The organism is Gordonia sp. i37 (assembly GCF_002043085.1).
Classification (GTDB): domain Bacteria; phylum Actinomycetota; class Actinomycetes; order Mycobacteriales; family Mycobacteriaceae; genus Gordonia; species Gordonia polyisoprenivorans.
Genome location: NZ_MVPX01000294.1, coordinates 1 through 23,443 on the forward strand (window position 1 = coordinate 1; position 23,443 = coordinate 23,443).

Sequence of the window (23,443 nt, forward strand, 5' to 3'; positions counted from 1 at the left end):
GATCGCCTCCACCGCCTTCTGGGTGGCCTCGGCGTCGGTGACCCAGTTGCGATAGAAATCGAACGGGCACTCCGCGATTCCCTTGTCACCGTCCCCGCCGGCATACACCCCGGTATAACCCCGGTGCAGCAGTTTGAACAGGTGATTCTGCGACTGGTCGTTGGCGCGCGCATCCCGGATCGTCGACAACGACAACTGCGCGTACTGCACCCCGTAATCCTCCTCGCCGCACTCGCCGAGGGTGCGGCCGTCGAAGCCGATGATCGCGCTGTGCCCGAAATACGAGTACACACCGTCGAATCCGGTCGCATTCGCCACCGCGACATAACAGTTGTTGGCCCAGGCCATCGCCTTGGCCATCAGCACCTGCTGATCCTTGGCCGGATACATGTAGCCCTGCGGCCGCACGATCAGTTCGGCCCCCTTCATCGCGCAATCACGCCAGATCTCCGGATAGTTGCCGTCGTCGCAGATGATCAACGACACCTTGAGGCCTTTCGGCCCGTCGGTCACATACGTCTGCTCCCCCGGATACCAGCCCTCGATCGGAGTCCAGGGCAGGATCTTGCGGTACTTCTGCACGATCTCCCCCGCGTCGTTGATGAGCACGAGCGTGTTGTAGGGCGGCTTGTTCGGATGATCCTCGTGCCGCTCCCCGGTCAGCGAGAACACGCCCCACGTCCGGGCCTGTCGGCACGCGGCGGCGAAGATGTCGGTTTCCTCCCCGGGGATCACCGCCGCCGTGTCAAACATCTCGGCGTTGTCGTACATGATGCCCATCGTCGAATACTCCGGGAACACAACGAGATCCATACCCGGCAAACCCGCCTTCATGCCCACCACCATCTCGGCGATCCGGCGGGCGTTGTCGAGGACCTCGGCCTTGGTGTGCAGCCTGGGCATCTTGTAGTTGACCACTGCCACCCCGACGGTGTCGGGGCTCGATGAGATGTCGCCATGTCGCATGAAACGCCTCCTGAGAGTGGCCGGGCAGCCACGTTGCCCGACCGGATTATTGCTTCCGTATGGAAGTGATACCACGGCTTTCCGTCTGCGCGCTCCGCTAACTCCCGATATTTATGGTTTCATTTGGAATCATTACGCGACGTTCACACGAGGAGGACCGATGTCGGGTTACCTGGCACGCAAGGTCGACGACATCAACTCGGGTCAGCAACTGTCCCCCGCGCGGAACCGGGCCTTCCGGATGGGCAGAGCGTCCTCGCCCGCACAGCTTTCATCGGCGCTGAGATCCGCGATCATCGGGCAGGACGAGGCCATCGATTCGGTGGTCCGCGCCCTGACCATCGCGGCCGCCGGCATCGGTGACCCGCGCCGGCCGATCGCGTCGTTGTTGTTCGTCGGTCCGACCGGTGTCGGCAAGACCGAACTGGCCCGCCGGCTCGCCGCGGAGATCACCGGCGACGCCGACAAACTGTGCCGGATCGACATGAACACCCTGGCCCAGGAGCACTATGCCGCATCCCTGTCCGGCGCACCCCCCGGCTATTCGGGCGCGAAGGAACAGTTCACCCTCTTCGACCGGGAACTGTTGGAGGGCAACGCCTCTCGACCGGGCATCGTCCTGTTCGACGAGGTGGAGAAGGCGCACACGACGGTGCTGCGCTCGTTGCTGCAGATCCTCGATTCGGGAACCCTGCGCCTGGCCGCGGGCAACTCGACGATCGACTTCCGCAACGCCATCGTCCTGCTCACCTCCAACCTCGGCTCGGCCGAGATCGCCGCCCATCACCGGGCCCGGTCACGCGGATGGCGCACGTTGCTGCCGATGCCGGGCTCCCGACGGCGCGACGCAGGCTCCGACGCCGTGGACCGAGCCGTCGAGGAGTTCTTCGATCCCGAGCTGTACAACCGCTTCGACGAGATCGTGCGGTTCGATCCGATCGGCCCGCAGGTCGCCGCGGCGATCGTCGACGTCGAGTTACGCAGACTGACAGCACAATTGGCCGCGCGGCAGATTCGGTGGGAACCCGACGACCCGCTGCGCAGCCACCTCGCCCGGATCGGCTTCGACCCGGTCTACGGGGCGCGCGATCTGGCGCGCACCCTCCGGATGCACCTGCACGCACCGCTCGCCGAGGCGATCGTCAGCTGGGACCGCGAGCCCGGAACCACACTCCGTATGCGCACGTCGGTGAACTCCGGAAAGATCTGCGTCGCAGTCGAACCCCTCAGCACCGAACCCCTCAGCGGACCGACGAACCCGACCCCGGCGAACGGTCAGACGCGATGAATCCGGTCGACGACGTCGAGATCGAGAGCACCGGCGCTGGCCAGGTAGATGTCCTGGTCGACGCGGTTGTCGGTCAGGCGCAGGGTTCCGCGGGTGGCATCCATGACGAGCCCGTCGGCGGCGGCCTGTATCGGGGACACCGCCAGCGAACCCGCCCGGTCGGCAAGGGCCGCGAGAAGCGTGATCGCCTCGTAACAGGACTGGCCGATGCTGTTGAGCACCGGTGCGGTGTCCCCGAGGACACGGTGGTACCGGCCGGCGAAATCGACCGTCGCCGCGGTGACCAGCGAGTCGAAATAGCCTGCGGCTGCATACATGTTCGCCGTGGCCGCCGCACCCATGCCCAGCACCTGATTCTCTTCGAGGATCGGGCTGAAGCGCACCATCGTGGTGTCGAGTCCACGTCGAGCGAACACGCGACCGAACCGCACCGCGTCGTCGCCGATCAACAGAACCAGCACAGCGTCACACGCGGTCGTCTCGAGCCATCGCAGGGTCGGTTCGAAGTCCCGCGTTCCCAGCGGGAGGAAAGTCGAACCGCAGTGGATCATCCGGGTCCCGGCCAGATGCGCGACGGCGTGGCTCGCGAGCTGACGCGGCCAGATGTAGTCATTGCCGACCACACACCAGCGTTCGGCACTGCGGTTGCGCCGCAACCAGTCCAATGCGGGCATCACCTGCGACGACGGCGACTCCCCGATCATGAACAGGCCCGGTGTGCGAAACTCGCCTTCGTGCAGAGCCGCGTACACGTAGGGCAGCTGACCACCGACGAGGCGCAGGATCTCCTTGCGCACCGCCGAGATGTGCCAGCCGGCGATCGCGTCGATTCGCCCCGTCCGCCACAGCTGCGCCACCTCCTGGGCGACCTGCGAGGGTGCGCGGCCGCCGTCGATGACGACCAGCTCCACGGGCCGGCCGAGAATCCCGTCGGCAGAGTGCAATTCGGCGAGGGCGAGCTCCCCGCACGCCTCGCACGACGGGCCGAAGATGCCCGCGATGCCCTGGACCGGAACGACGTAGGCGATCCGCACGGTGCGCCGTGCGGAGTCGGTGCCAACGGCAATGGGGCGGACTGTCATGGGTACCTCGTGCGATGGGTTGTCCGGTGAGTCGCCAGGCTACTCCCGACACCCGATCCCGGCGCGACGACCACGGCGCCGCCACCGACCCACTGCTGCTGCAGCTGCTGCGCGCCGCACACCGGGTCGAGTCACAGATGTCGGCCGACCTCGCCGAACTCGGGGTGTCACCCGAGCAGTGGCGTCTGCTCTCGGTGCTCGCCGTCGAGGACGGCCGGACCATGTCGGAGCTGTCGCGGCTGGCCGTCCTGCCGCCGGCGAGCACCACACGTGGGGTCGACCGTCTCGTTACCCTGGGCCTGGCCTATCGGCGCGCCGATCCGGTCGATCGGCGGCGGGTCGTCGTCCACCTGAGCGCCCGTGGCCGGCGTCGCATCGCCGCCGTCCGACAAGCCGAAGCAGCCGTCGAGAGCGACGTCGCCGACGCACTCGGCGCACGCGGCTACGTCGGTCTGATCGAGGCGCTCGGCCGGATCGGCACCTGATCGCCCGGCGCCTTCAGCCGTCCTCGCCCGCGATGAGGATGTCGCGCACCACGGCGTCGGCGAGCAGGCGACCGCGGTCGGTGAGGACCCACGCATCGCCGGTCGGACGAAGCAGTTCTCGCGCGACGAGTTCCTCGGCGCACGACACCTCCGCCCGGGAGAGGAGCTCACGGCGTAACCCGCTGCGGCACCGCGCGGTCAGCATCACCGATTCGACGTGGCGGTCCGCGGTGGTGAGCACCTCATGGGTGGCTACCGGCAGCATGCCGTCGGCCAGGGTGCTCGCATAACGCGCCGGATGTTTGACGTTGGACCACCGCACCCCGTGCACGTGCGAGTGTGCACCGGGCCCGATTCCCCACCAGTCGTGGCTGTACCAGTAGGACAGATTGTGACGACATTCCGCGGCAGCCGAGCGCGCCCAGTTGGACACCTCGTACCACTCGAAACCGTTGTCGCCCAGACGTTCATCGATTCGCTGGTAGCGGGAGGCGAGCACGTCGTCGTCGGGGGCGGGCAGTTCACCGCGGCGGATCCGCCGTGCCAGCGCGGTGCCGTCCTCGACGATCAGCGCGTACGCCGACACGTGATCGACCGGGGTGGCCAGTACCGCATCGAGGCTCGCGTCGAGGTCGGCGTCGGTCTCGCCGGGTGTTCCGTAGATGAGGTCGAGATTGATGTGGGCGAAACCGGTGGCGGCCGCCTCGCGGGCCGCGGCGACGGCGCGGCCGGGGGTATGCGTGCGGTCGAGGGTGGTCAGCACGTGGGGGGCCGCGGACTGCATCCCGAGCGAGATCCGTGTGAAGCCCGCCTCGAGCAGCCGCGCGAAGAACTCCGGTGAGGTCGACTCCGGATTGGATTCGGTGGTGATCTCGGCGTCGTCGGCGAGATCGAATCGGCTGCGCACGGCGTCGAGCAGACCGGCGAGGCCGTCACCACCGAGCAACGACGGCGTGCCGCCGCCGACGAAGATCGTCGACACCGGGCGCGCCGGGGTCATCAGTGCCGCAGCGTGGTCGAGTTCGCGGCCCACCGCCTCGAACCACGAATCCGGGGACGCCGACGACCCGAGTTCGCCCGCGGTGTAGGTGTTGAAGTCGCAGTATCCGCACCTCGACGCGCAGAACGGAACGTGCAGGTAGAGCCCCAGGCCGACACCGGGGTCGACGGCCCCGCAGGCGTCGCCGACCTCGGCCGGCACGGCGGCGGTGGAAACGGACGTCACCACCCCATGATGCGCGCCCACCCCGCCCAGCCCCGAATCACCCAGCCCCGAATCGGGGAATACCCACCAACGCATAGGCCTTGCTCTCGGTACGCAACCACATTCGCGATGTCGGTCCCGCAGCGATGCCGACATCCCCGCAGGCCACTTTGCCTCACCGTGGTGCAAAGTATTCCCAAGTAGACGCGAGACGGATGGTCGTGGCACTATGGAGCCCGTGAATTTTCCCGGGGTGTGGCTCGCCGCGCGACGCCACGTCGATCTCAAGCGCGTCTGCAGCGCTACCTGTCGTCTCTAGACGACGTTCCGGCCCCGGAGAGTCCCCGCATCTGACGCGGGTATGCCGCCACGTCACAGCCCAGACCGTGCGATCGCCGGTGCTCTGTGCGCCGGTACAGGAGAGTTCATGACGTCAACGACGGACCTCACCGAGGCGGGCAACTCCCCCGTCCCCGAGGAGTCCTCCCCAGCCCCCCGCGCCCGTTCGGCACGCGCCGAAACCGCGACATCCGGCGCCGCAAAGACCGGTGCCGCCGAGCGTCCGGCCCGCAAGAAGGCCCGCCCGACCAAACGGCGCGCCGAAGGTCAGTGGAAGCTCGGTTACCGCGAGCCCCTGAACCCCAACGAGCAGGTCAAGAAGGACGACAACCCGCTCAATGTGCGGGCGCGGATCGAGAACATCTACTCCAAGCAGGGTTTCGAGTCGATCGACAAACAGGATCTCCGTGGCCGCATGCGCTGGTGGGGTCTCTACACCCAGCGCGCCGAGGGCTACGACGGCACCTGGACCGGTGACGAGAACATCGACATCCTCGAGGACAGCCACTTCATGATGCGCATCCGTTGCGATGCCGGCGCCCTCAACGTCGAACAACTGCGCACCCTCGGTCAGATCTCGACCGAATTCGCCCGCGACACCGCCGATCTCTCCGACCGGGAGAACGTGCAGTATCACTGGATTCGCATCGAGGACGTCCCCACCATCTGGGAGCGCATCGAGGGCGTCGGGCTCAAGACCACCGAGGCCTGTGGCGACTGCCCGCGCATCATCCTCGGATCGCCGTTGGCCGGAGAGGCCGTCGACGAGGTACTCGATCCGACGCCGGCGATCGATGAGATCGTGCGCCGCTACATCGGCGACCCGCAGTACTCGAACCTGCCGCGTAAGTTCAAGACCGCGATCTCCGGTTTGCAGGATGTCTCGCACGAGACCAACGACATCGCCTTCATCGGCGTCGAACATCCCGAACACGGTCCGGGGCTTGATCTCTGGGTCGGCGGCGGTCTGTCGACGAACCCGATGCTCGCCCAGCGGGTGGGTGCATGGATCCCGCTCGACGAGGTCCCCGACGTCTGGGAGGGCGTCGTGTCGATCTTCCGCGATTACGGTTACCGCCGCCTGCGCACCAAGGCACGCCTGAAGTACCTCATCAAGGACTGGGGCATCGAGAAGTTCCGTCAGGTCCTCGAGGACGAATACCTGCACCGTAAGCTGACCGACGGCCCGGCGCCCACCCCGCTGACCCAGCCGCGCGATCACGTGGGTGTCCAGAAGCTCAAGAACGGTCTGAACTCGGTGGGCTTCGCCGCCATCGCGGGCCGGGTGTCGGGCACCAAGCTCACCGCCGTCGCCGAGGCCGCCGAGCGCGTCGGCTCCGACCGCATCCGGTTCACCCCGTACCAGAAGCTGGTCGTGCTCGACGTCCCCGACGACAAGGTCGAGGTGCTCATCGCCGACCTCGCCAAGCAGGGTCTCATCGCCCGGGCGTCGAACTGGCGCCGGAACCTGATGGCGTGCAGCGGGATCGAGTTCTGCAAGCTGTCGTTCGTCGAAACCCGCAAGCGCTCGCAGGTGCTCGTACCCGAACTCGAGGAGCGTCTGGCCGACATCAATTCCCGGCTCGACGTCCCGATCACCGTGAACATCAACGGCTGCCCCAACTCCTGCGCCCGATCGCAGATCGCCGACATCGGTTTCAAGGGACAGCTCGTCGAGGACGGCCAGGGCGGACAGACCGAGGGATTCCAGGTCCACCTCGGTGGCAGCCTCGGCCAGGACGCAGCATTCGGCCGTAAACTGCGCCAGCACAAGGTGACCTCCACCGAGCTCGGCGACTACATCGACCGCGTCGTCCGCAACTTCATCGATCAGCGCGAGGACGGAGAACGGTTCGCGCAGTGGGCCGTTCGTGCCGACGAGGAGGCACTCCGATGACCATCTCCACCGCAACGACCACCGGGCGGCGCTTCAGCGAGGACGAGCTGCGCGCGATCGCCGAGCAGGGTGCCGCCGACCTGGGTCCCGACGCCACCCCCGAGGAGCTGTTCGCCTGGACCGCCCGGACGTTCGGCGACAACTTCGTCGTCGCCTCCAACATGCAGGATGCGGCGCTGGTCGATCTCGCCGTCACACACATCGATCGCGACCTCCTCGGCGGGGATCCGGTCAAGGTCCTGTTCCTCGACACCGGCTATCACTTCGCCGAGACGATCGGCACCCGCGACGCCGTGGAGCAGGTGTACGGCGTCGACATGATCAACCTGACCCCCGAACACACCGTCGCCGAGCAGGACGAACTGTTGGGGCGCAACCTGTTCGCCCGCGATCCCGGCGAATGCTGCCGCCTGCGCAAGGTGGTGCCGCTCAAGTCGGGTCTGCAGTCCTATGACGCCTGGGTGACCGGCATCCGCCGGGTGGAGGCCCCCACCCGGGCCAATGCGCCGCTGATCTCGTTCGACGAGGGCTTCGGGCTGGTGAAGATCAATCCGATCGCCGCATGGTCCGACGAGCAGATGCAGTCCTACATCGACGCCCACGGTGTACTCGTGAATCCTCTTGTCGACGAAGGCTATCCGTCGATCGGCTGCGCTCCGTGCACGGCCAAACCCGAACCCGGATCCGATCCGCGCAGCGGCCGTTGGGCCGGCCGCGCCAAGACAGAATGTGGGCTGCACGCATGACCATCACCGATCCCGTCACCAGCGCCGACCGCGAGGTGGACAGCAGCGACGACTTCACCACCCTCGACGCCCTCGAGTCCGAGGCGATCCACATCTTCCGTGAGGTCGCAGGCGAATTCGAGCGTCCGGTGATCCTGTTCTCCGGCGGCAAGGACTCCACCGTTCTGCTGCATGTGGCCCTCAAGGCGTTCTGGCCTGCGCCGCTTCCGTTCTCGCTGCTGCACGTCGACACCGGGCACAACCTGCCCGAGGTCCTCGAGTTCCGCGACCAGGTGGTGGCCCGCCACGACCTGCGACTGCATGTGGCCAAGGTGGAGGACTACCTCGCCGACGGTCGGCTCACCGAACGTCCCGACGGGGTGCGCAACCCGCTGCAGACGATCCCGCTGCTCGACGCGATCACCGAGAACCGCTTCGACGCGGTGTTCGGCGGCGGGCGCCGCGACGAGGAACGCTCGCGCGCCAAGGAGCGGATCTTCTCGCTGCGCAACGCCTTCGGCCAGTGGGATCCCAAGCGTCAGCGCCCGGAGCTGTGGAACCTGTACAACGGACGCCACGCCCCTGGCGAGCACGTCCGGGTGTTCCCCCTGTCGAACTGGACCGAGCTCGACGTGTGGCGCTACATCGCCCGCGAGCAGGTGCTGTTGCCGTCGATCTACTACGCCCACGAGCGCGATGTGTTCGAGCGCGACGGCATGTGGATGACCCCCGGCGTCTGGGGCGGTCCGCGCGATGGCGAAGAGCTCCAACGTCTTTCGGTCCGTTACCGCACCGTCGGCGACGGTTCGTCGACCGGCGCGGTGCTGTCCGAGGCCGCCGACAACGAGGCCGTCCTCGCCGAGGTCGCGGCGTCGCGACTCACCGAGCGTGGTGCGACCCGCGGTGACGACCGGGTGTCGGAGGCGGCCATGGAAGACCGTAAACGCGAAGGATACTTCTGATGGCCAACAACACTCTCGGACACGTCCCCGACCTGCTGCGCATCGCGACCGCCGGCAGCGTCGACGACGGCAAGTCGACCCTGGTCGGCCGCTTGCTCTATGACACGAAATCGGTGCTCGCCGACCAGATCGACGCGGTCACCCGCGCCTCGGTCGACCGTGGGCTGGCCGGGCCGGACCTGTCGCTGCTCGTCGACGGCCTGCGCGCCGAGCGCGAGCAGGGCATCACCATCGACGTCGCCTACCGCTACTTCGCCACGCCCGCACGCTCGTTCGTGCTCGCCGACACCCCCGGCCACGTGCAGTACACGCGCAACACCGTGTCGGGTGCCTCCACCGCGCAGCTGGTGATGCTGCTCGTCGACGCCCGCAACGGCGTGGTCTCCCAGACCCGTCGGCACGCGGCGGTGATGGCCTTGCTCGGTGTTCCGCAGCTGGTGCTCGCGGTCAACAAGATCGACCTCGTCGAGGATGCGGCCACCGTGTTCGCCGAGATCTCCGACGAATTCCGCTCCCTGACGTGCACCCTGGGCTGGTCCGACGAGCAGGTCACCGCGATCCCGGTGTCGGCGCTGCACGGCGACAACATCGCCACCCGGTCGCAGAACACGCCGTTCTACGACGGCCCGACGCTCATCGAGCATCTCGAGACGGTCCCGAACGGGAGCGCAGCGTCGGATCAGCCGGAGGTGGGTCTGCGGTTCCCGGTGCAGTACGTGATCCGGCCGCGCACACCGGAATACCCGGACTATCGCGGGTATGCCGGGCAGATCGCCGCGGGCCGGGTCTCCGTCGGTGACGAGGTCGTCGTGTCACCGTCCGGGGTCCGCACGACCGTCACCCAGATCGACACCGCGGACGGTCAATTGGCGACCGCGCACACCGGTCGCAGTGTCACCCTGCTGCTCGCCGACGACGTCGACATCTCCCGTGGTGACCTCATCGCCTCGGCCGTCGATGCCCCCGAGCCGATCCAGCAGTTCTCCGCGACGGTGTGCTGGCTGGCCGACAAACCTCTGCGCCCGGGTGCCCGCCTGTTGCTCAAGCACGGCACCAAGACCACCCAGGCCATCGTCGGCACCCTCGACGTGTTGTTCGACGAGCAGAACCTGGCGTTGACCGATGCACCGGACTCGTTGGAGCTCAACCACATCGGCCGTATCACCGTGCAGATCGCCGAGCCGATTCCGGCCGACGACTACCAGGTGAACCGGGAGTCGGGCAGCTTCTTGCTGATCGACCCGCAGGGTGGCAACACGCTGGCTGCCGGGCTGGTCGGTGACGCCCTGGCGTCCCTGCACCTCCAAGAGTTGGTGTGAGCGCGAGTCTCCTGCTCGTCGCGCACGGCAGCCGGGACCCCCGGTTCGCCGACACGGCTCGCCGTGTGCGGCACGCCGTCGCCCGTCGTCTCCCGGGTACCGATGTGCGCCTGTCGTTCCTCGATCTCGATGAGCCGCTGGTGGCCGACGAGCTGGCGGAGATGCGTGGGCGGGTCGTCGTGGTGCCGCTGTTGCTGGCACCCGGCTATCACAGCGACATCGATCTGCCCGAGATCGTCGCCTCGACACGGGCGCCCGGTGATGTGGTGATCACCAGTGTGATCGGCACGACCTCGTTGTCGGCGGCGTTGGCCGATCGTCTCGAACAGGCCGGGCTCGCCGACTCCGACGGCCTCCTCGTCACAGCCGTCGGTTCGACGAATCCCGCTGCCGCGCTGGTCGTCCGGCGACGCGCCGTCGAGCTGTCGACCCGGCTGCACCGCCCGGTCGATGTGGTCTTCGCGACCCGGCTCGGTACCGGTGAGACCGCCCTGCGCACCGCGATCCGACGCCTGCGTGGTGCCGGGGCCGGGCGCATCGCTCTCAGCCCCTACTTCTTGTCCGCAGGCCTGTTGACCGAGCGCGTCGAAACCGCACTGGACCGGCTCGCCCCGGGCGCCCTGGTCGCCGGTCCGCTCGGCGCCCATCCGGATGTGATCGAGGCGATCGCCGATCGCTACACGACGGCGGTGGCCGGCTCTCCTCTCGGAGGTCTGACCGCCGATCACTCGCGATGACGGCCCTGCCCCGGAACCCGCTCGGCCCCGGGACCGCTCAGCTCTCCGAGAGCGCCGCGACCTTGGTGGCCCGCGCGTAGACGGTCTCGCCGGCCTCCAGATTCAGCGCGTTCTGATCGCCGCGGGTGATCTGCGCGGCGAACTCCTCACCCGAGGCCACCGCCACGAGTTCCACCCGGGTTTCGAATCCCAGATTCACCACTCGTTGCACCGTGGCCTTGAGGACCCCGGTGTCCAGGGTCGGGTCCGCAGACGGCCACGCCATCTCCGGGGTGCGCCCGATCCGGATGTCGTGCGGGCGTACCAGTTCGCCGTTGAGTCGCACCGTGGAACCGAGGAACGATGCGACGAACGGGTTGATCGGTCGGTCGTAGAGATCGTCGGGCGCACCGACCTGTTCGATGCGGCCCTTGTTGAGCACGGCGATCCGGTCGGAGACGTCGAGGGCCTCCTGCTGGTCGTGGGTCACCAGCACCGTGGTCACGTGAACCTCTTCGTGCAGGCGGCGCAACCACTTTCGCAGGTCCTCGCGCACCTTGGCGTCGAGTGCGCCGAAGGGCTCGTCGAGGAGCAGCACCTTGGGATCGACGGCCAGGGCGCGGGCCAGGGCCATGCGCTGGCGTTGGCCGCCGGACAACTGCGCGGGAAACCGCCGCTGGAACACGGTGAGCCCGACGACCTCGAGCAACTCGTCGACCTTGGCGTCCACCTCGGCCTTGGGCTTCTTGCGGATCTTCAACCCGAAGGCGATGTTGTCGCGCACGGTGAGGTGTTTGAAGGCCGCGTAGTGCTGGAACACGAATCCGATGTCACGCTTCTGCGGTGACTTCTTGGACACGTCGTTGCCGTTGATGATCACGGTGCCCGAGTCGAGGGTGTCCAGGCCCGCGATCGCCCGCAACAGTGTCGATTTGCCCGACCCCGACGGACCGAGCAGCGAGGTCAATTGGCCGTCGGGGATGTCGATCGAGACATCGTCGAGAGCCGCGAAGTCGCCGTAGCGCTTGTTCGCTCCGATCACCGAGATGGACATGTCACACGCCTTTCTCACGGGCAGAGGCATTTCGGGGGGCCGAACCGTGTGGCGCGGCGTCGTGGTGGACATGCTCGGTGACCACCTGATGGGCGTCGATCGACTCCGGACCGTGCGGCACGGTCAGTTGGGTCTCGACTACCGTGTCGGGCGAGGCCGGACCGTCGGCACCGGTGCCACTGGCATCGGCGACACGGGATTTCGCGCGGCGCTCGATCAGCGACATCAGCACCAGCACGACGATCGCCACGAACATCAACAGCGTCGCCGCCGCGTACGCACCGAACTCGTTGTAGTCGTCGGTGTAGCGCGAGTTGACCAACAGCGTCAGCGTCTGGGAGATACCCGGATAGTTCGACGACACCATGGTGACGGCGCCGTACTCGCCGAGCGCGCGGGCCACCGTGAGCACCACACCGTAGGTCAGGCCCCATCGGATGGCGGGCAGGGTGATCCGCCAGAACACCTGCCACGCATTGGCTCCCAGGGTTGCCGCGGCCTCCTCCTGTTCGGTGCCGATCTCGCGCAGCACCGGCTCGACCTCGCGCGCGACGAACGGCAGTGTGACGAACAGGGTGGCGAGTACCAATCCCGGGAAACCGAAGATCACCCGGAAGCCGAGGCTCTCGACGCCGCCGAACCATCCGCCGTACCCCCACAGCAGGATCAGCGCGACGCCGGCGACGACCGGGGACACCGCGAACGGCAGATCCACCACGGCCTGCAGGACGCCCTTGCCCGGGAATCGTCCGCGCGCCAACGCAAGTGCGGTCAGCACACCGAAGACCACGTTCAGCGGCACGACGATCACCACGATCAGCAGGCTCAGCTGCAACGCCGAGATCGCCGCCGGTGTGGTGATCCATTCCCAGAACTGCACGATGCCGTGTTCGAAGGAGCGATAGAAGATGGTGCCGACCGGCACGATCAACAGGATGAACAGATAGATCAGCGCGATCGCGCGCAGCCCGTATCGGGTCAGGGGCGACACTTTCATCGGTCGGCGTCCTCCCGGGTGGACTGCCGACGGCCCGCGATGCGCAGGATCAGCAGGGTCACGAAGGCGATGAGCAACAGCACCACCGAGATCGCCGCGGCGCTGACCGGCGAATCGATCTCGATCTGTTGCTGGATGTATTGCGAGGCGACCTGGGTGTCGCCGGGAATGTTGCCGCCGATGAGGACCACCGAACCGAATTCCCCGATCGCGCGGGTGAAGGCCAACCCCGCCCCGGTCAGGATCGACGGCAGCAGCGCCGGCAGCACGATCTTGCGGAACGTCGTCCAGTTGCGCGCGCCGAGAACCGCGGCGGCCTCTTCGACGTCGACGTCGAGTTCGAGCAGCACCGGCTGCACCTGTCGCACGACGAACGGCAGTGTGACGAATGTCAGGGCGATGACCAGCGCCGGTTTGGTGGCGTTGAGCTGGATGTCGATCGGACTGTTGGGACCGTAGAGCGACAGCAGCACCAGGCTGGCCACGATGGTCGGTAGGGCGAACGGCAGATCGATGATCGCGTTGACGAATCCCTTGCCGGGGAATTCATCCCGGACCAGCACCCAGGCGATGATGGTTCCGAAGACGACGTTGATCAGCGCCGCGAACACCGAGACGAGCACGGTGATCCACAGGGCGTCGAGTGCGGCGGGCGCGGTGACGGCGTCCCAGAACCCACTCCAGCCGTCGTCGAAGGACTGCACGGTGATCGCGGCCAGCGGCAGCAGCACGATGACGCTGAGCCACAGCCAGGCCAACCCCACGGTGGCCGGGCTGACCCCGGTGAACGTGCGTGCACGTCCCAGGAATCCGCCGGGCGGCGCGGCGTCGGGCGGCGGTGCGCCCGTACCGGGATCGGTCGTCGAGACGTTCGAGGTCACTGTCTGCCCCCTGCGTCGTAGATCTTGGTGATCGCCCCACTGGTGCCGAAGAGCGCCGAGTCGACGGCCTTCCACCCGGTGAGATCCACCCCGTCGTTCTTCGCGGCGGTCCCGGCACCGAGAACCTTGCCCAGCTCCTTGATCGTCCACAGCTTCTCGATGGCCCCCGGGAACAGGTCGCGGGTCTGCTCGGCGATCGCGGGGACGACCGGCCGGAAGCCCTGCTGAGCCCAGATCCGTTGTGCCTCATCGGTGAACAGGAAGCCGACAAACGCGCGGGCGCCGGCGAGGTCGGAGGTCGTGTTGACGATCGCGACCGGATTCTCGATCTTGAACGTCTGCGGCGGAATGAGGTACTCGACCTGGTTTCGCGGACTCGCGGTGGCGTTGGCCCGGTCGAGCATGATGGCTTCGTTCTCGTAGCTGATCAGCACATCGCCCTGCCCCTGCTCGAAGGCCGTGGTGGCCTCGCGACCCGATTTGGGGACCACACGCACATGGTCACGGACGAGCTGGGCGACGTAGTCGAGACCGGCCTGCGGGTTGCGGCCGCCGTCGCTCATCGCCGCGTACGGCGCGAGTAGATTCCATTTGGCCGAACCCGAGCTACCGGGATTCGGGGTCACCACCTGCACCCCGGGCTTCAGCAGGTCGTTCCAGTTGTGGATGTTCTTCGGGTTGCCCTTGCGCACCACGAGCGCCACGACCGAACCGAATGGCGTGCTGTTGTACGGGAATTGGGTCTTCCAGTCCTTGTCCACCAGACCGGCTTTCACCAGGCGGGTGATGTCGGGCTCGACGGAGAGGTTCACGACGTCGGCGGGCACGCGGCGCGCGACCTTGCGGGACTGGTCCCCGGAGGCCCCATAGGAGGCCGAGAAGCCGATGTCGGCGCCTGCGGGGGTTGCCCGGAACGCCGGGATGATGTGGTCGAATCCCGATTTGGGCGTCGCATACGCCACCAGGTCGAGGTGTCGGCTGCCGCTGGAGATGTCGACTCCGTCGGGTTCGTCGGTGGAACCGCCGGCGCACCCGGAGATCAGGACCATCGCGAGGGCCAGCAGACACACCAGCACCGGTGTGCTGCGTCGCGTGACGGTGACAGCACTGCTGGGCACGCTTCTCCCAGGCATGTTGCTCCCGGGCACGTGACCCCCAGGCACGTTACTCACTGACACGTTCCTCCGTGACTGAGGTGGCCATGACGGGCATGACCGGGCTGGGCATGAATCGCGCTCGCCGGGCGGCGGACATCCACCACGTCGGTGGGTCCGTGCCGTCCGGCGGACCGACTCACGCTAGCAACGCGCAAGACGGGTGGGCCGAGCATCACCCACCACCCCTTTACACCGTCGAGCGACGATGCTATCGAGTCAAGAGCCAGGCCAACAGGACCAGAACGATGAGCGCCAGCAACGCCCAGGTCACACGTGAACGGATCACCGACTACAAACCCTTCCTGTCGTCATCGGCGAACCGACGACGATCGATCACCGACATCACGCCGTCGACCAGCGCGTTCAGTGCGATGGCCACGAGGATCGCGCACGGCACCAACACCACGAGGGTGACCAGGAGCTGTGGGACGAAGGCCAGGCCGGTCAGCCATTCCTCCACTCCGTCCCACCAGGCGAGTAGCCCCTTCACCAGTGATCACCTCATCTGTCGCCGATCGTCCCGGGGTTTTGATCAGCGTGATTCGAATTCGTGGATCGTGCGATCCGGTCTCGCTCGGCGCCTGCCCCGGGCCGTTCGCCATCATAGGCCCCGACCCGGTCGACTCAGTCCGGTGCGTCCAGCCGCCAGGGTTCGTAGGCGCGTGGGTCGTCGATCGGCTCCATGTGAATCGTGACCCGAAGGTGGTCGAGAGTCGCGTGCAGTTCGTCCTCCACCGCCTCGGCGAGGTCGTGGCCGCGATCGATCGTCCATTCGCCCGGCACGAGCATGTGCAACTGGACGAATCGCTCGTGACCGGCCTCGCGGGTGCGGACGTCGTGGAAATCGACCTTCTCCGAACGGAATCGGTCGAGGACGCCGGAGATCTTCACCAGGTCGGCGGCGGGCAGCGCCGCATCGAGCAGTCCGTCACCGGATCGCCATACCAGGCGCCCGCCGACGAACAAGATGTTGATCGCAACCAGGATCGCCACGATCGAATCCAGCGGCTGCCATCCGGTCACCAGGACCAGGAACACACCGACGACCACCCCGACCGTCGTCCACACATCGGTCAGCAGATGTTTGCCATCGGCTTCCAGTGTCATCGACCGATACCGCTTGCCCGCTCGCAGCAACAGCACCGCGACCGCACCGTTGAGGACCGTGGCGGCCACCGAGATCAGCAGACCCAGCCCCACCGACTCGAGTTCGGCCGGGTGGGCGAGTCGCTCGGCGGCCGCGACGACGATCGCCACGGCGGCCGCGACGATGAGCACCCCCTCGAAGACCGCCGAGAAGTACTCGGCCTTGGAATGGCCGAAGTTGTGCTCGGCATCGGCGGGACGCGCGACGACCCGCAGCGCGAGGAATGCTGCGATCGCCGCCGCCAGGTTGACCAGTGACTCGAGGGCATCGGACAGCAGACCGACCGATCCGCTGATCCGCCACGCGAGCAGCTTCATGACGATCACCACGATCGCGGTGACGATACTGAGCAGCGCGTAGCGCGTCAGATCCTGGCGCGCCTCGACGGACCCGGAAGCCATGGATTCATTGGACCACGAGTACCCCGACCACGAGCACCGAGGCGCTCACCCGCTCACGACGCTCGGGTCCGGCGCCCCACGGGTCGCCAGCAGATTCTCGATCGCCTTCTCGGTGTAGACCCGATAGCCGAAGTCTGGCCGGTAGCCGTGGATCTCGGGGGTGTCGAGCGTGGTGATGAATTCGAGGATGTTCGCACTGAAGACCTGCCCGGGCACGAGGACGGGGAACCCGGGTGGGTAGGGGGTGACGAAGGTCGCCGACACCACGTCCCGTCCCGAGGCGATCCGCTCGAGAATCTTGTCGGCCGAGAGGTATTCGCAATTGGCGTCGTCGTAGGCGAGGTAGAACGCGGTACGCACGTCACCTTCCGGTGTCTGTTCGGTGCCGGAGGTGTCGCGGAAAGCCGGGTGGAATCCGCTGAAGTCGGGCATTGCGGGCGCTCGTTCGGTCAGCCGGCGGACCGTCTGCTCGAATCGCGCGCGCTCATCGATCCCCATCTCCTCGACGTTCTCGTCGAGCTCCCGGACGATGTTGACCATCACTTCGACGAGGAAGGCCACCGAGCTTCGTGTGGTGCCGATGTTGGTCATGAACAACACGGTGTTGCGCGAGGTCTTGTTGATCTGGACCCCGTACCGATCCATCAGTTGTTCACGCTTGAAGGTGTCACCGTCGTAACCGGTGCGCCCGATGGACAAGGTGATCCGCGACGGGTCAAGGACGAATTCGTCTTGGCTCCATGCGGTTTGCATGTTCCGTAGGCCCGACCGTAACGGCTGATCGATGCGTGAGGGCCGATGGGCGACCGGGATGAGGTCACTCGTGCGCAGACACCGGACGTAGCGTGCCAGCAACGGATGGTTGTCGATGGCATCGCGAAGGCGCATTGCGTTCTCGATCTGCCGCTGGACGAGTTCGACACCTTCGAGCGCCACCTGGCGTCGACCGAGATCCAATGACGCGAGGATCTGGTAATTCGGCGAGGTCGAGGTGTGTGCCATATAGGCCTCGTGGAATGCCTCGGCAACCTTCTGGTCGAAGTCCTGGTCGAAGACGTGGATCATCGAACCCTGTCGCAACGACGTCAACGTCTTGTGGGTGGATTGCGTCGCGTACACCCGGACTCGTGCGAGGGCTGGGTCGGGCCGCAACCTCGTGCGCAGCAATTCTTCGTCGGTGACCTCGGAGTGTGCGGAGAGGTGGTCCTCGTAGGACGCCCGGTACCCCGGATCGGCGAAACGCCGACGAAGTTCGGCCGCACTGTGCATCCCGATCCAGTTTCCCGGCACGACGAAGCGCAAGGAGCTTGCCCTTGATCTCCTGCATCGGTACCGCGCCGTACATCGAGAAGTCGGGCAGCGGATAGGCTTCGAGATAGGTCACCTGCGCGCCGGCGAGCAGCATGCCGTAATGGTGGGACTGGTGGCAGTTGCGGTCAAGCAGCACGATGTCGCCCGGCGCAACGAGCGACTGGGTCACGATCTTGTTGGCGGTCGATGTGCCGTTGGTGACGAAGTACGTGTGCCTACTGCCGTAGATCTTGCCGGCCAGTTCCTGCGCGTCGCGCAGCGGCCCGGTCGGTTCGAGGAGCGAATCGAGACCCCCGCACGTCGCCGATGTCTCGGCCATGAACACATTGAGCCCGTAGAAACTCACCATGTCCTGAATCCAATGCGACCCCACGATCGACTTGCCCTGGGAAATGGGCAGGGCGTGGAAAACCCCCGTGGGTCGGTGACTGTATTCCTTGAGTGCGCTGAAGAACGGCGTCCGGTAGCGCTCGGCAACACCATGCAACAGACTCAGGTGCAACTCCAGAACGCCCTCGCGGGCATGGAATACCCGGCGGAAGTGTGCGCCGAGCCTGCCCGCCATGTCCTCGACCTCGATCTCGGTCATCAGGTAGAGGTCGAGTTCGGGTCGCAGACCACTCAGTGCGCCGGCCAGGATCTGCGCGCGTTCCTCGGGTGAGAGATGTTGCGCCAACGACTCGGACAACTCACGATCGGCGAAGTCGTCGAGGCCGGTGAGATCTCGGGCGGACGCGTGCGAGAACCGGCGACGGATCACCACCGCCTGCAGGTTCGCGTTGAGCCGAGCAGCGATCATCGCCTCCTCGCCGCTTCCGACGACGACGAGCTCGTAGGCACACTGATCGTCGGGGCGGCGCCAGCTGCGGACCTCTTCTCGCAACGCACGTTCGGCCGCCTCGGTCATCGACTCGACGACCAGGACCTCGAAGTACAACTGGCCCTGCGCATTCACCGGTCGATGCTCGATCTCACGAGGATCGGTCGGGAACATTCCCGCATCCTTGTCGGCCATGGCGTCTGCGTCTCGGTGACGGTAGAACTCCGTGGTCAACGCATTGTTGATGTCGGCCACCATCTTGCCGAAGTGACGATGATCCCCGGAGCCGAAACGGCGCTGCAGTCGCGCGAAACGCGACGGACCCGGAAAAGCCCAATAGGGTTCGAGCGTGGCCAGTTCGGTGATCAGACCGCGACAGATCTCCAGATATCGCTCACGCCGCTCGCCGACGGTATCCGGGCGATTGAGACGATCGGCCGCTTCGTCGAGGCGGCACCACAGATCGCCGCGCAGTTGCCAGACACTGTTGTAGGCGTGACCGTTCTCGACCATGGCAAACCCTCTCGACGCCGGGTATCCCAGAGTCGGCGCCCCGAGGGTCGAGCAGGCGAATGCCGATCGAACATGCGATGGCGTTCTGGTGAGCGGCCCATCACCAGCTCACCGGCTGCTGGTCACACGTCCTCGGTGACCAGCCCGCGCCGTCGCATCAACGGCCCGATTTCGGGCTTGTGTCCGATCAACTCCTCATGCGACACAAGCGGATCCACGCTGTTGCCGCGGGACAGCGTCGAGGCGGCAAAGCGGGCACCGTTCTCCCGGCGCAAACCGCCCTCGGCGAGGAACCACCGTTCGGTCTCGGCGTCGAGCACCTCCGACCAGATGTAGGAGTAGTAGCCGGCCGAGTAACCGCCGCCGAAGATGTGATTGAAGTAGGCGCTGCGGTAGCGGGGTGGGATCAGGTCGGTCCCGATGCCGGCGGCGCGCAGGGCTTGCCTCTCGAATGCCTCGACGTCGTCGACCGCCTCGGCGTCGGCGACCGACAGTCGGTGCCAGGCCAGATCGAGTGCCGACGCGGCGAGATACTCGATGGTGCCGTGGGCGGTGTCGGCACCGGTGTTGGCCCGTGCGGCGTCGGCGAGTTCGGCGGGAATCGGCTCCCCCGTCTCGTGGTGGCGCGCATAGTGGGCGAGGACACCGGGGTGCAACGCCCACATCTCGTTGACCTGCGAGGGGAATTCGACGAAGTCCCGCGGCACCGACGTCCCCGACTGCGACGGATACTCGACGGCCGAGAGCAGGCCGTGTAGTGCGTGACCGAATTCGTGGAACAGCGTGGTCAATTGATCGATGCTCAGCAGAGCAGGTTGTCCCGCATCGGGTTTGGGGATGTTCAACACGTTGACGATGACGGGTTGGGTCGCCAGCAGAGACGACTGATCGACGATGTTGTTCATCCACGCCCCGCCCCGCTTGGACGGCCGCGCGAAATAGTCACCCAGGAACAGCCCGATGCTGTCACCGGACTCGTCGAAGACCTCCCAGATGCGCACATCGGGGTGGTAGGCGCGCAGATCCGGGCGCTCGGTGAAGCTCAATCCGTAGAGGACACCCGCCGCGTAGAACACACCGCGCGTGATCACGGTGTCGAGCTCGCAGTAGTCGGCGAATGCGTCGAGATCCACCTCGGAACGTGAACGACGTTGCCGCGCAAGCCAATAGGTGAGGTCGGCGGCACCGATCCGGACGTCCGGGTCGACGCCGCGTGCAAACTCGGTCAGCGCGGCGATCTCCCGCTCCCCCGCGGTGGTCGCCGAGCCGATCAACTCGGTCAGCAACTGCTCCACGGCCGTCGCATCGGGCGCGGTCTGCTCGGCGATCACATAGTCGGCGTGATCGCGATAGCCGATTAGTTGTGCGCGCCGGGCACGCAGCACGACGATCTCGCGCAGCAACTCCCGCGTGTCGAACTCGTTGTCGCGCGCGCATCGGGAGATCGAGGCGTCGAAGACCCGCTGCCGGGTCCGCGGATCGGACAGTTCGGTCAGCACGGACTGACTCGTGGGCAGTTCCAGGCTGATCAGGTAGCCGGACTCGTGACCGGCCTCGGCCGCGGCACGCCGCGCCGAGGCGATCTGGCCGGCGCCGAGCCCGTCGAGCTGGGAGACGTCGTCGACGAGCACCGCCGAGGCATTGGTGTCGTCGAGGATCTTCTGTGAGAACGTGGTCGTCAGATACGCCAGGCGCGAAGAGATCTCACGCATCTGGGTCTGCCCGGACGCATCGAGACCCGCACCCGCGCGTACGGCATCGCGGTAACTCTTGTCGAGGAGACGGCGCTGCGGCTCGGTCAGTCCGAGTTCCTCGGCGCGCCCGTGCAGGTCCGAGATCCGGGCGAACAGCGCCGGGTTCATCGCGATGGTGTTCGCGTGATCGGTCAGCCGCGTGGACAACTCCTGGGAGATCTCGTTGCGCCGCGGATTGGTGTCGGGGCCGACGAGGTTGAAGAAGACACCCGCGGCGCGGGCCAGATCGCGGCCCGACAACTCGAGCGCCTCCACGGTGTTGGCGAAGGTCGGCGGTTGCTGGTTGTCGGCGATCGCGGCGACCTCGTCGAGGTGGGTGCCCATGGCCTCGGTGAAGGCGGGCAGGAAGTCCTCGTCGGAGATCGATGCGAAGTCTGGCAGTCCGTGCGGTAAATCGCTTTCCGCGAGAACGGGATTCATACTCGGTCCACCGGCGGTCATCATTTCCCCTTCGGCTTGTCGCCCTGCGAATCGGTGGACAACGCCGCCACGAAAGCCTCCTGCGGCACGTCGACCCGCCCGATGGTCTTCATGCGCTTCTTGCCTTCCTTCTGCTTCTCGAGCAGTTTGCGTTTACGGCTGATGTCGCCGCCGTAGCATTTGGCCAGCACGTCCTTGCGGATCGCTCGAATGTTCTCGCGCGCAATGATCTTCGACCCGATGGCGGCCTGGATCGGCACCTCGTACTGCTGGCGCGGGATGAGCTCCTTGAGTTTGATCGCCATCTTGTTGCCGTAGGTGTAGGCGGCATCGCGGTGCACGATCGCACTGAAGGCGTCGACCGCCTCGCCCTGCAACAAGATGTCCACCTTGACCAGATCGGCCTCCTGCTCACCGGCCTCCTCGTAGTCGAGACTCGCGTATCCGCGGGTCCGGGATTTCAATGAATCGAAGAAGTCGAAGATGATTTCGGCCATCGGCATGGTGTAGCGCATCTCCACCCGGGTCTCCGAGAGATAGTCCATGCCGCCGAGTTCGCCGCGCCGCGACTGGCACAACTCCATGATGGCGCCGATGAACTCACTCGGCGCGATGATCGTGGTCTTGACGATGGGCTCGAAGATGTTGCGCGCCTTTCCTTCCGGCCAATCCGACGGGTTGGTGACGATGTGCTCGGCGCCGTCTTCCATGACCACCCGGTACACCACGTTGGGTGCCGTCGAGATGAGGTCGAGATCGAATTCGCGCTCGAGTCGCTCACGGGTGATCTCCATGTGCAGCAGGCCGAGGAACCCGCAGCGGAACCCGAACCCGAGGGCGACCGAGGTCTCCGGGTCATAGGTGAGCGCAGCGTCGTTGAGCTGCAGTTTGTCCAGCGCATCGCGGAGCACCGGGTAGTCGGATCCGTCCACCGGATACAGGCCGGAGTAGACCATCGGTCGAGGCTCGCGATATCCGGTGAGCGGCTCTTCGGCACCGTGCCGGGCCGTGGTCACGGTGTCGCCGACCTTGGACTGCCGCACATCTTTCACACCGGTGATCAGGTAACCGACCTCACCGACGCCAAGCCCCTTGGACGGCTTGGGCTCGGGGGAGACGATGCCGACCTCGAGCAGTTCGTGGGTGGCGCCGGTGGACATCATCGCGATCTTCTCGCGCGGCACGATCGCGCCGTCGACCACACGCACATAGGTGACGACGCCCCGATAGGTGTCGTAGACGGAGTCGAAGATCATCGCGCGCGCCGGTGCGTCCGGGTCGCCCTGCGGCGCCGGGACCTGGCGGATCACCTCGTCGAGCAGCGCAGGCACACCCGCGCCGGTCTTACCCGAGACCCGCAGCACCTCGTCGGCCTCGCACCCGATGATGTGGGCGATCTCGGCGGCGTAGCGATCGGGATCGGCCGCGGGCAGGTCGATCTTGTTGAGCACCGGGATGATGGTCAGGTCGTTGTCCATCGCGAGGTAGAGATTGGCCAGGGTCTGCGCCTCGATGCCCTGTGCGGCATCGACCAACAGCACGGCACCCTCGCAGGCCTCGAGCGCGCGCGACACCTCGTAGGTGAAGTCGACGTGGCCGGGGGTGTCGATGAGGTGCAGCACGAAGTTCTCGTCGGTGCCGTCGGCACCGGTCACCGTCCACGGCAGCCGGACGTTCTGTGCCTTGATGGTGATGCCGCGTTCGCGCTCGATGTCCATCCGGTCGAGGTACTGCGCCCGCATGTCCCGATCCGAGACCACCCCGGTGAGCTGCAACATCCGATCGGCGAGGGTGGACTTCCCGTGGTCGATGTGCGCGATGATGCAGAAGTTCCTGATCTGCGCGGGATCGGTGAACGTGGTGTCGGCGAAGGTGGGAATCGGACTACTCCTCGGTGGTAACACGGTGCTGCGTCGTACCAGTTTCTCATGACCTCGGTTCCACACGACCTCGGTGCGGACCCGACCCGATCACCCCGGAACCCCCGACAGCGCCCGCTCCACCC

Annotated in this window: 19 protein-coding genes and 1 pseudogene; 7 read left to right on the forward strand and 13 right to left on the reverse strand. The window is 66.4% G+C overall.

Annotated features, from left to right (window positions below; translation table 11 throughout):
- Positions 1–966 (reverse strand): aliphatic amidase (locus B1964_RS14160; RefSeq protein ID WP_079930241.1); only part of this gene is annotated, 966 nt, incomplete at its 3' end.
- 160 nt (positions 967–1,126) lie between these two features.
- On the opposite strand from B1964_RS14160, the gene B1964_RS14165 reads away from it, so the two are divergent.
- A complete protein-coding gene (locus tag B1964_RS14165; RefSeq protein WP_079930242.1) occupies positions 1,127–2,254 on the forward strand; it encodes an AAA family ATPase in 1,128 nt (375 codons plus the stop codon).
- Here B1964_RS14165 and B1964_RS14170 read toward each other — a convergent pair.
- Positions 2,242–3,336: a substrate-binding domain-containing protein gene (locus B1964_RS14170; RefSeq protein ID WP_079930243.1), complete on the reverse strand. Its 1,095-nt coding sequence runs from the start codon at positions 3,334–3,336 to the stop codon at positions 2,242–2,244. The genes B1964_RS14165 and B1964_RS14170 overlap by 13 nt on opposite strands.
- Before the next feature lie 26 nt (positions 3,337–3,362).
- Between B1964_RS14170 and B1964_RS14175 the strand changes: the two genes are divergently transcribed.
- The gene (locus tag B1964_RS14175) at positions 3,363–3,821 is read left to right on the forward strand and encodes a MarR family transcriptional regulator (RefSeq protein WP_231386646.1); all 459 of its coding nucleotides are present in this window, start codon (positions 3,363–3,365) and stop codon (positions 3,819–3,821) included.
- 13 nt (positions 3,822–3,834) lie between these two features.
- Here B1964_RS14175 and hemW read toward each other — a convergent pair whose 3' ends face one another.
- Entirely contained in the window at positions 3,835–5,046 is a 1,212-nt protein-coding gene (gene hemW / locus B1964_RS14180; RefSeq protein ID WP_172398842.1) for a radical SAM family heme chaperone HemW, read from the reverse strand.
- Positions 5,047–5,452: 406 nt separating this feature from the next.
- On the opposite strand from hemW, the gene B1964_RS14185 reads away from it, so the two are divergent.
- The 5 genes from B1964_RS14185 to B1964_RS14205 are packed head-to-tail and all read left to right on the forward strand — an operon-like array spanning position 5,453 to position 11,004.
- Positions 5,453–7,261 (forward strand): nitrite/sulfite reductase, encoded by a 1,809-nt coding sequence (locus B1964_RS14185; protein WP_079930244.1) that lies wholly within the window; start codon positions 5,453–5,455, stop codon positions 7,259–7,261.
- Positions 7,258–8,007, forward strand: coding sequence for a phosphoadenylyl-sulfate reductase (locus B1964_RS14190; RefSeq protein ID WP_006370633.1), 750 nt, complete (start codon positions 7,258–7,260; stop codon positions 8,005–8,007). Before B1964_RS14185 ends, B1964_RS14190 begins: the two co-directional genes overlap by 4 nt.
- Entirely contained in the window at positions 8,004–8,948 is a 945-nt protein-coding gene (gene cysD, locus B1964_RS14195; RefSeq protein WP_006370632.1) for a sulfate adenylyltransferase subunit CysD, read from the forward strand. The genes B1964_RS14190 and cysD overlap by 4 nt, the downstream gene beginning before the upstream one ends.
- Complete coding sequence (locus tag B1964_RS14200; RefSeq protein ID WP_079930245.1) at positions 8,948–10,267, forward strand: GTP-binding protein; 1,320 nt, start codon at positions 8,948–8,950, stop codon at positions 10,265–10,267. Before cysD ends, B1964_RS14200 begins: the two co-directional genes overlap by 1 nt.
- Complete coding sequence (locus B1964_RS14205; RefSeq protein ID WP_006370630.1) at positions 10,264–11,004, forward strand: sirohydrochlorin chelatase; 741 nt, start codon at positions 10,264–10,266, stop codon at positions 11,002–11,004. The genes B1964_RS14200 and B1964_RS14205 overlap by 4 nt, the downstream gene beginning before the upstream one ends.
- Positions 11,005–11,041: 37 nt before the next feature.
- Here the strand turns inward: B1964_RS14205 and B1964_RS14210 are convergent, their stop codons facing one another.
- The 10 genes and pseudogenes from B1964_RS14210 to lepA all read right to left on the reverse strand — a co-directional run bounded on the left by B1964_RS14210 (position 11,042) and on the right by lepA (position 23,342).
- Positions 11,042–12,037 (reverse strand): TOBE-like domain-containing protein, encoded by a 996-nt coding sequence (locus B1964_RS14210; RefSeq protein ID WP_006370629.1) that lies wholly within the window; start codon positions 12,035–12,037, stop codon positions 11,042–11,044.
- 1 nt (position 12,038) lies between these two features.
- The gene (gene cysW, locus B1964_RS14215) at positions 12,039–13,034 is read right to left on the reverse strand and encodes a sulfate ABC transporter permease subunit CysW (protein ID WP_006370628.1); all 996 of its coding nucleotides are present in this window, start codon (positions 13,032–13,034) and stop codon (positions 12,039–12,041) included.
- The gene (gene cysT, locus B1964_RS14220; protein WP_006370627.1) at positions 13,031–13,915 is read right to left on the reverse strand and encodes a sulfate ABC transporter permease subunit CysT; all 885 of its coding nucleotides are present in this window, start codon (positions 13,913–13,915) and stop codon (positions 13,031–13,033) included. The genes cysW and cysT overlap by 4 nt, the downstream gene beginning before the upstream one ends.
- The gene (locus tag B1964_RS14225) at positions 13,912–14,964 is read right to left on the reverse strand and encodes a sulfate ABC transporter substrate-binding protein (RefSeq protein ID WP_170320215.1); all 1,053 of its coding nucleotides are present in this window, start codon (positions 14,962–14,964) and stop codon (positions 13,912–13,914) included. The genes cysT and B1964_RS14225 overlap by 4 nt, the downstream gene beginning before the upstream one ends.
- Before the next feature lie 397 nt (positions 14,965–15,361).
- Positions 15,362–15,562 (reverse strand): hypothetical protein, encoded by a 201-nt coding sequence (locus B1964_RS14230; RefSeq protein WP_006370625.1) that lies wholly within the window; start codon positions 15,560–15,562, stop codon positions 15,362–15,364.
- A 134-nt stretch (positions 15,563–15,696) separates the two neighbouring features.
- Positions 15,697–16,620, reverse strand: coding sequence for a cation diffusion facilitator family transporter (locus B1964_RS14235; protein WP_006370624.1), 924 nt, complete (start codon positions 16,618–16,620; stop codon positions 15,697–15,699).
- Positions 16,621–16,665: 45 nt separating this feature from the next.
- Positions 16,666–17,889 (reverse strand): hypothetical protein, encoded by a 1,224-nt coding sequence (locus B1964_RS31035; protein ID WP_366664283.1) that lies wholly within the window; start codon positions 17,887–17,889, stop codon positions 16,666–16,668.
- A 97-nt stretch (positions 17,890–17,986) separates the two neighbouring features.
- Positions 17,987–19,264, reverse strand: a pseudogene (locus B1964_RS31560) (ornithine decarboxylase); the annotation flags it as partial.
- Between the two features lie 122 nt (positions 19,265–19,386).
- On the reverse strand, positions 19,387–21,459 hold the full coding sequence (locus tag B1964_RS14245) for a M3 family metallopeptidase (RefSeq protein WP_079930246.1): 2,073 nt from the start codon (positions 21,457–21,459) through the stop codon (positions 19,387–19,389).
- Positions 21,459–23,342 carry a translation elongation factor 4 gene (gene lepA, locus B1964_RS14250; protein WP_006370621.1) on the reverse strand — a complete coding sequence of 628 codons (1,884 nt, stop codon included), beginning with the start codon at positions 23,340–23,342 and terminating at the stop codon, positions 21,459–21,461. Before lepA ends, B1964_RS14245 begins: the two co-directional genes overlap by 1 nt.
- Positions 23,343–23,443 lie beyond the last annotated feature (101 nt).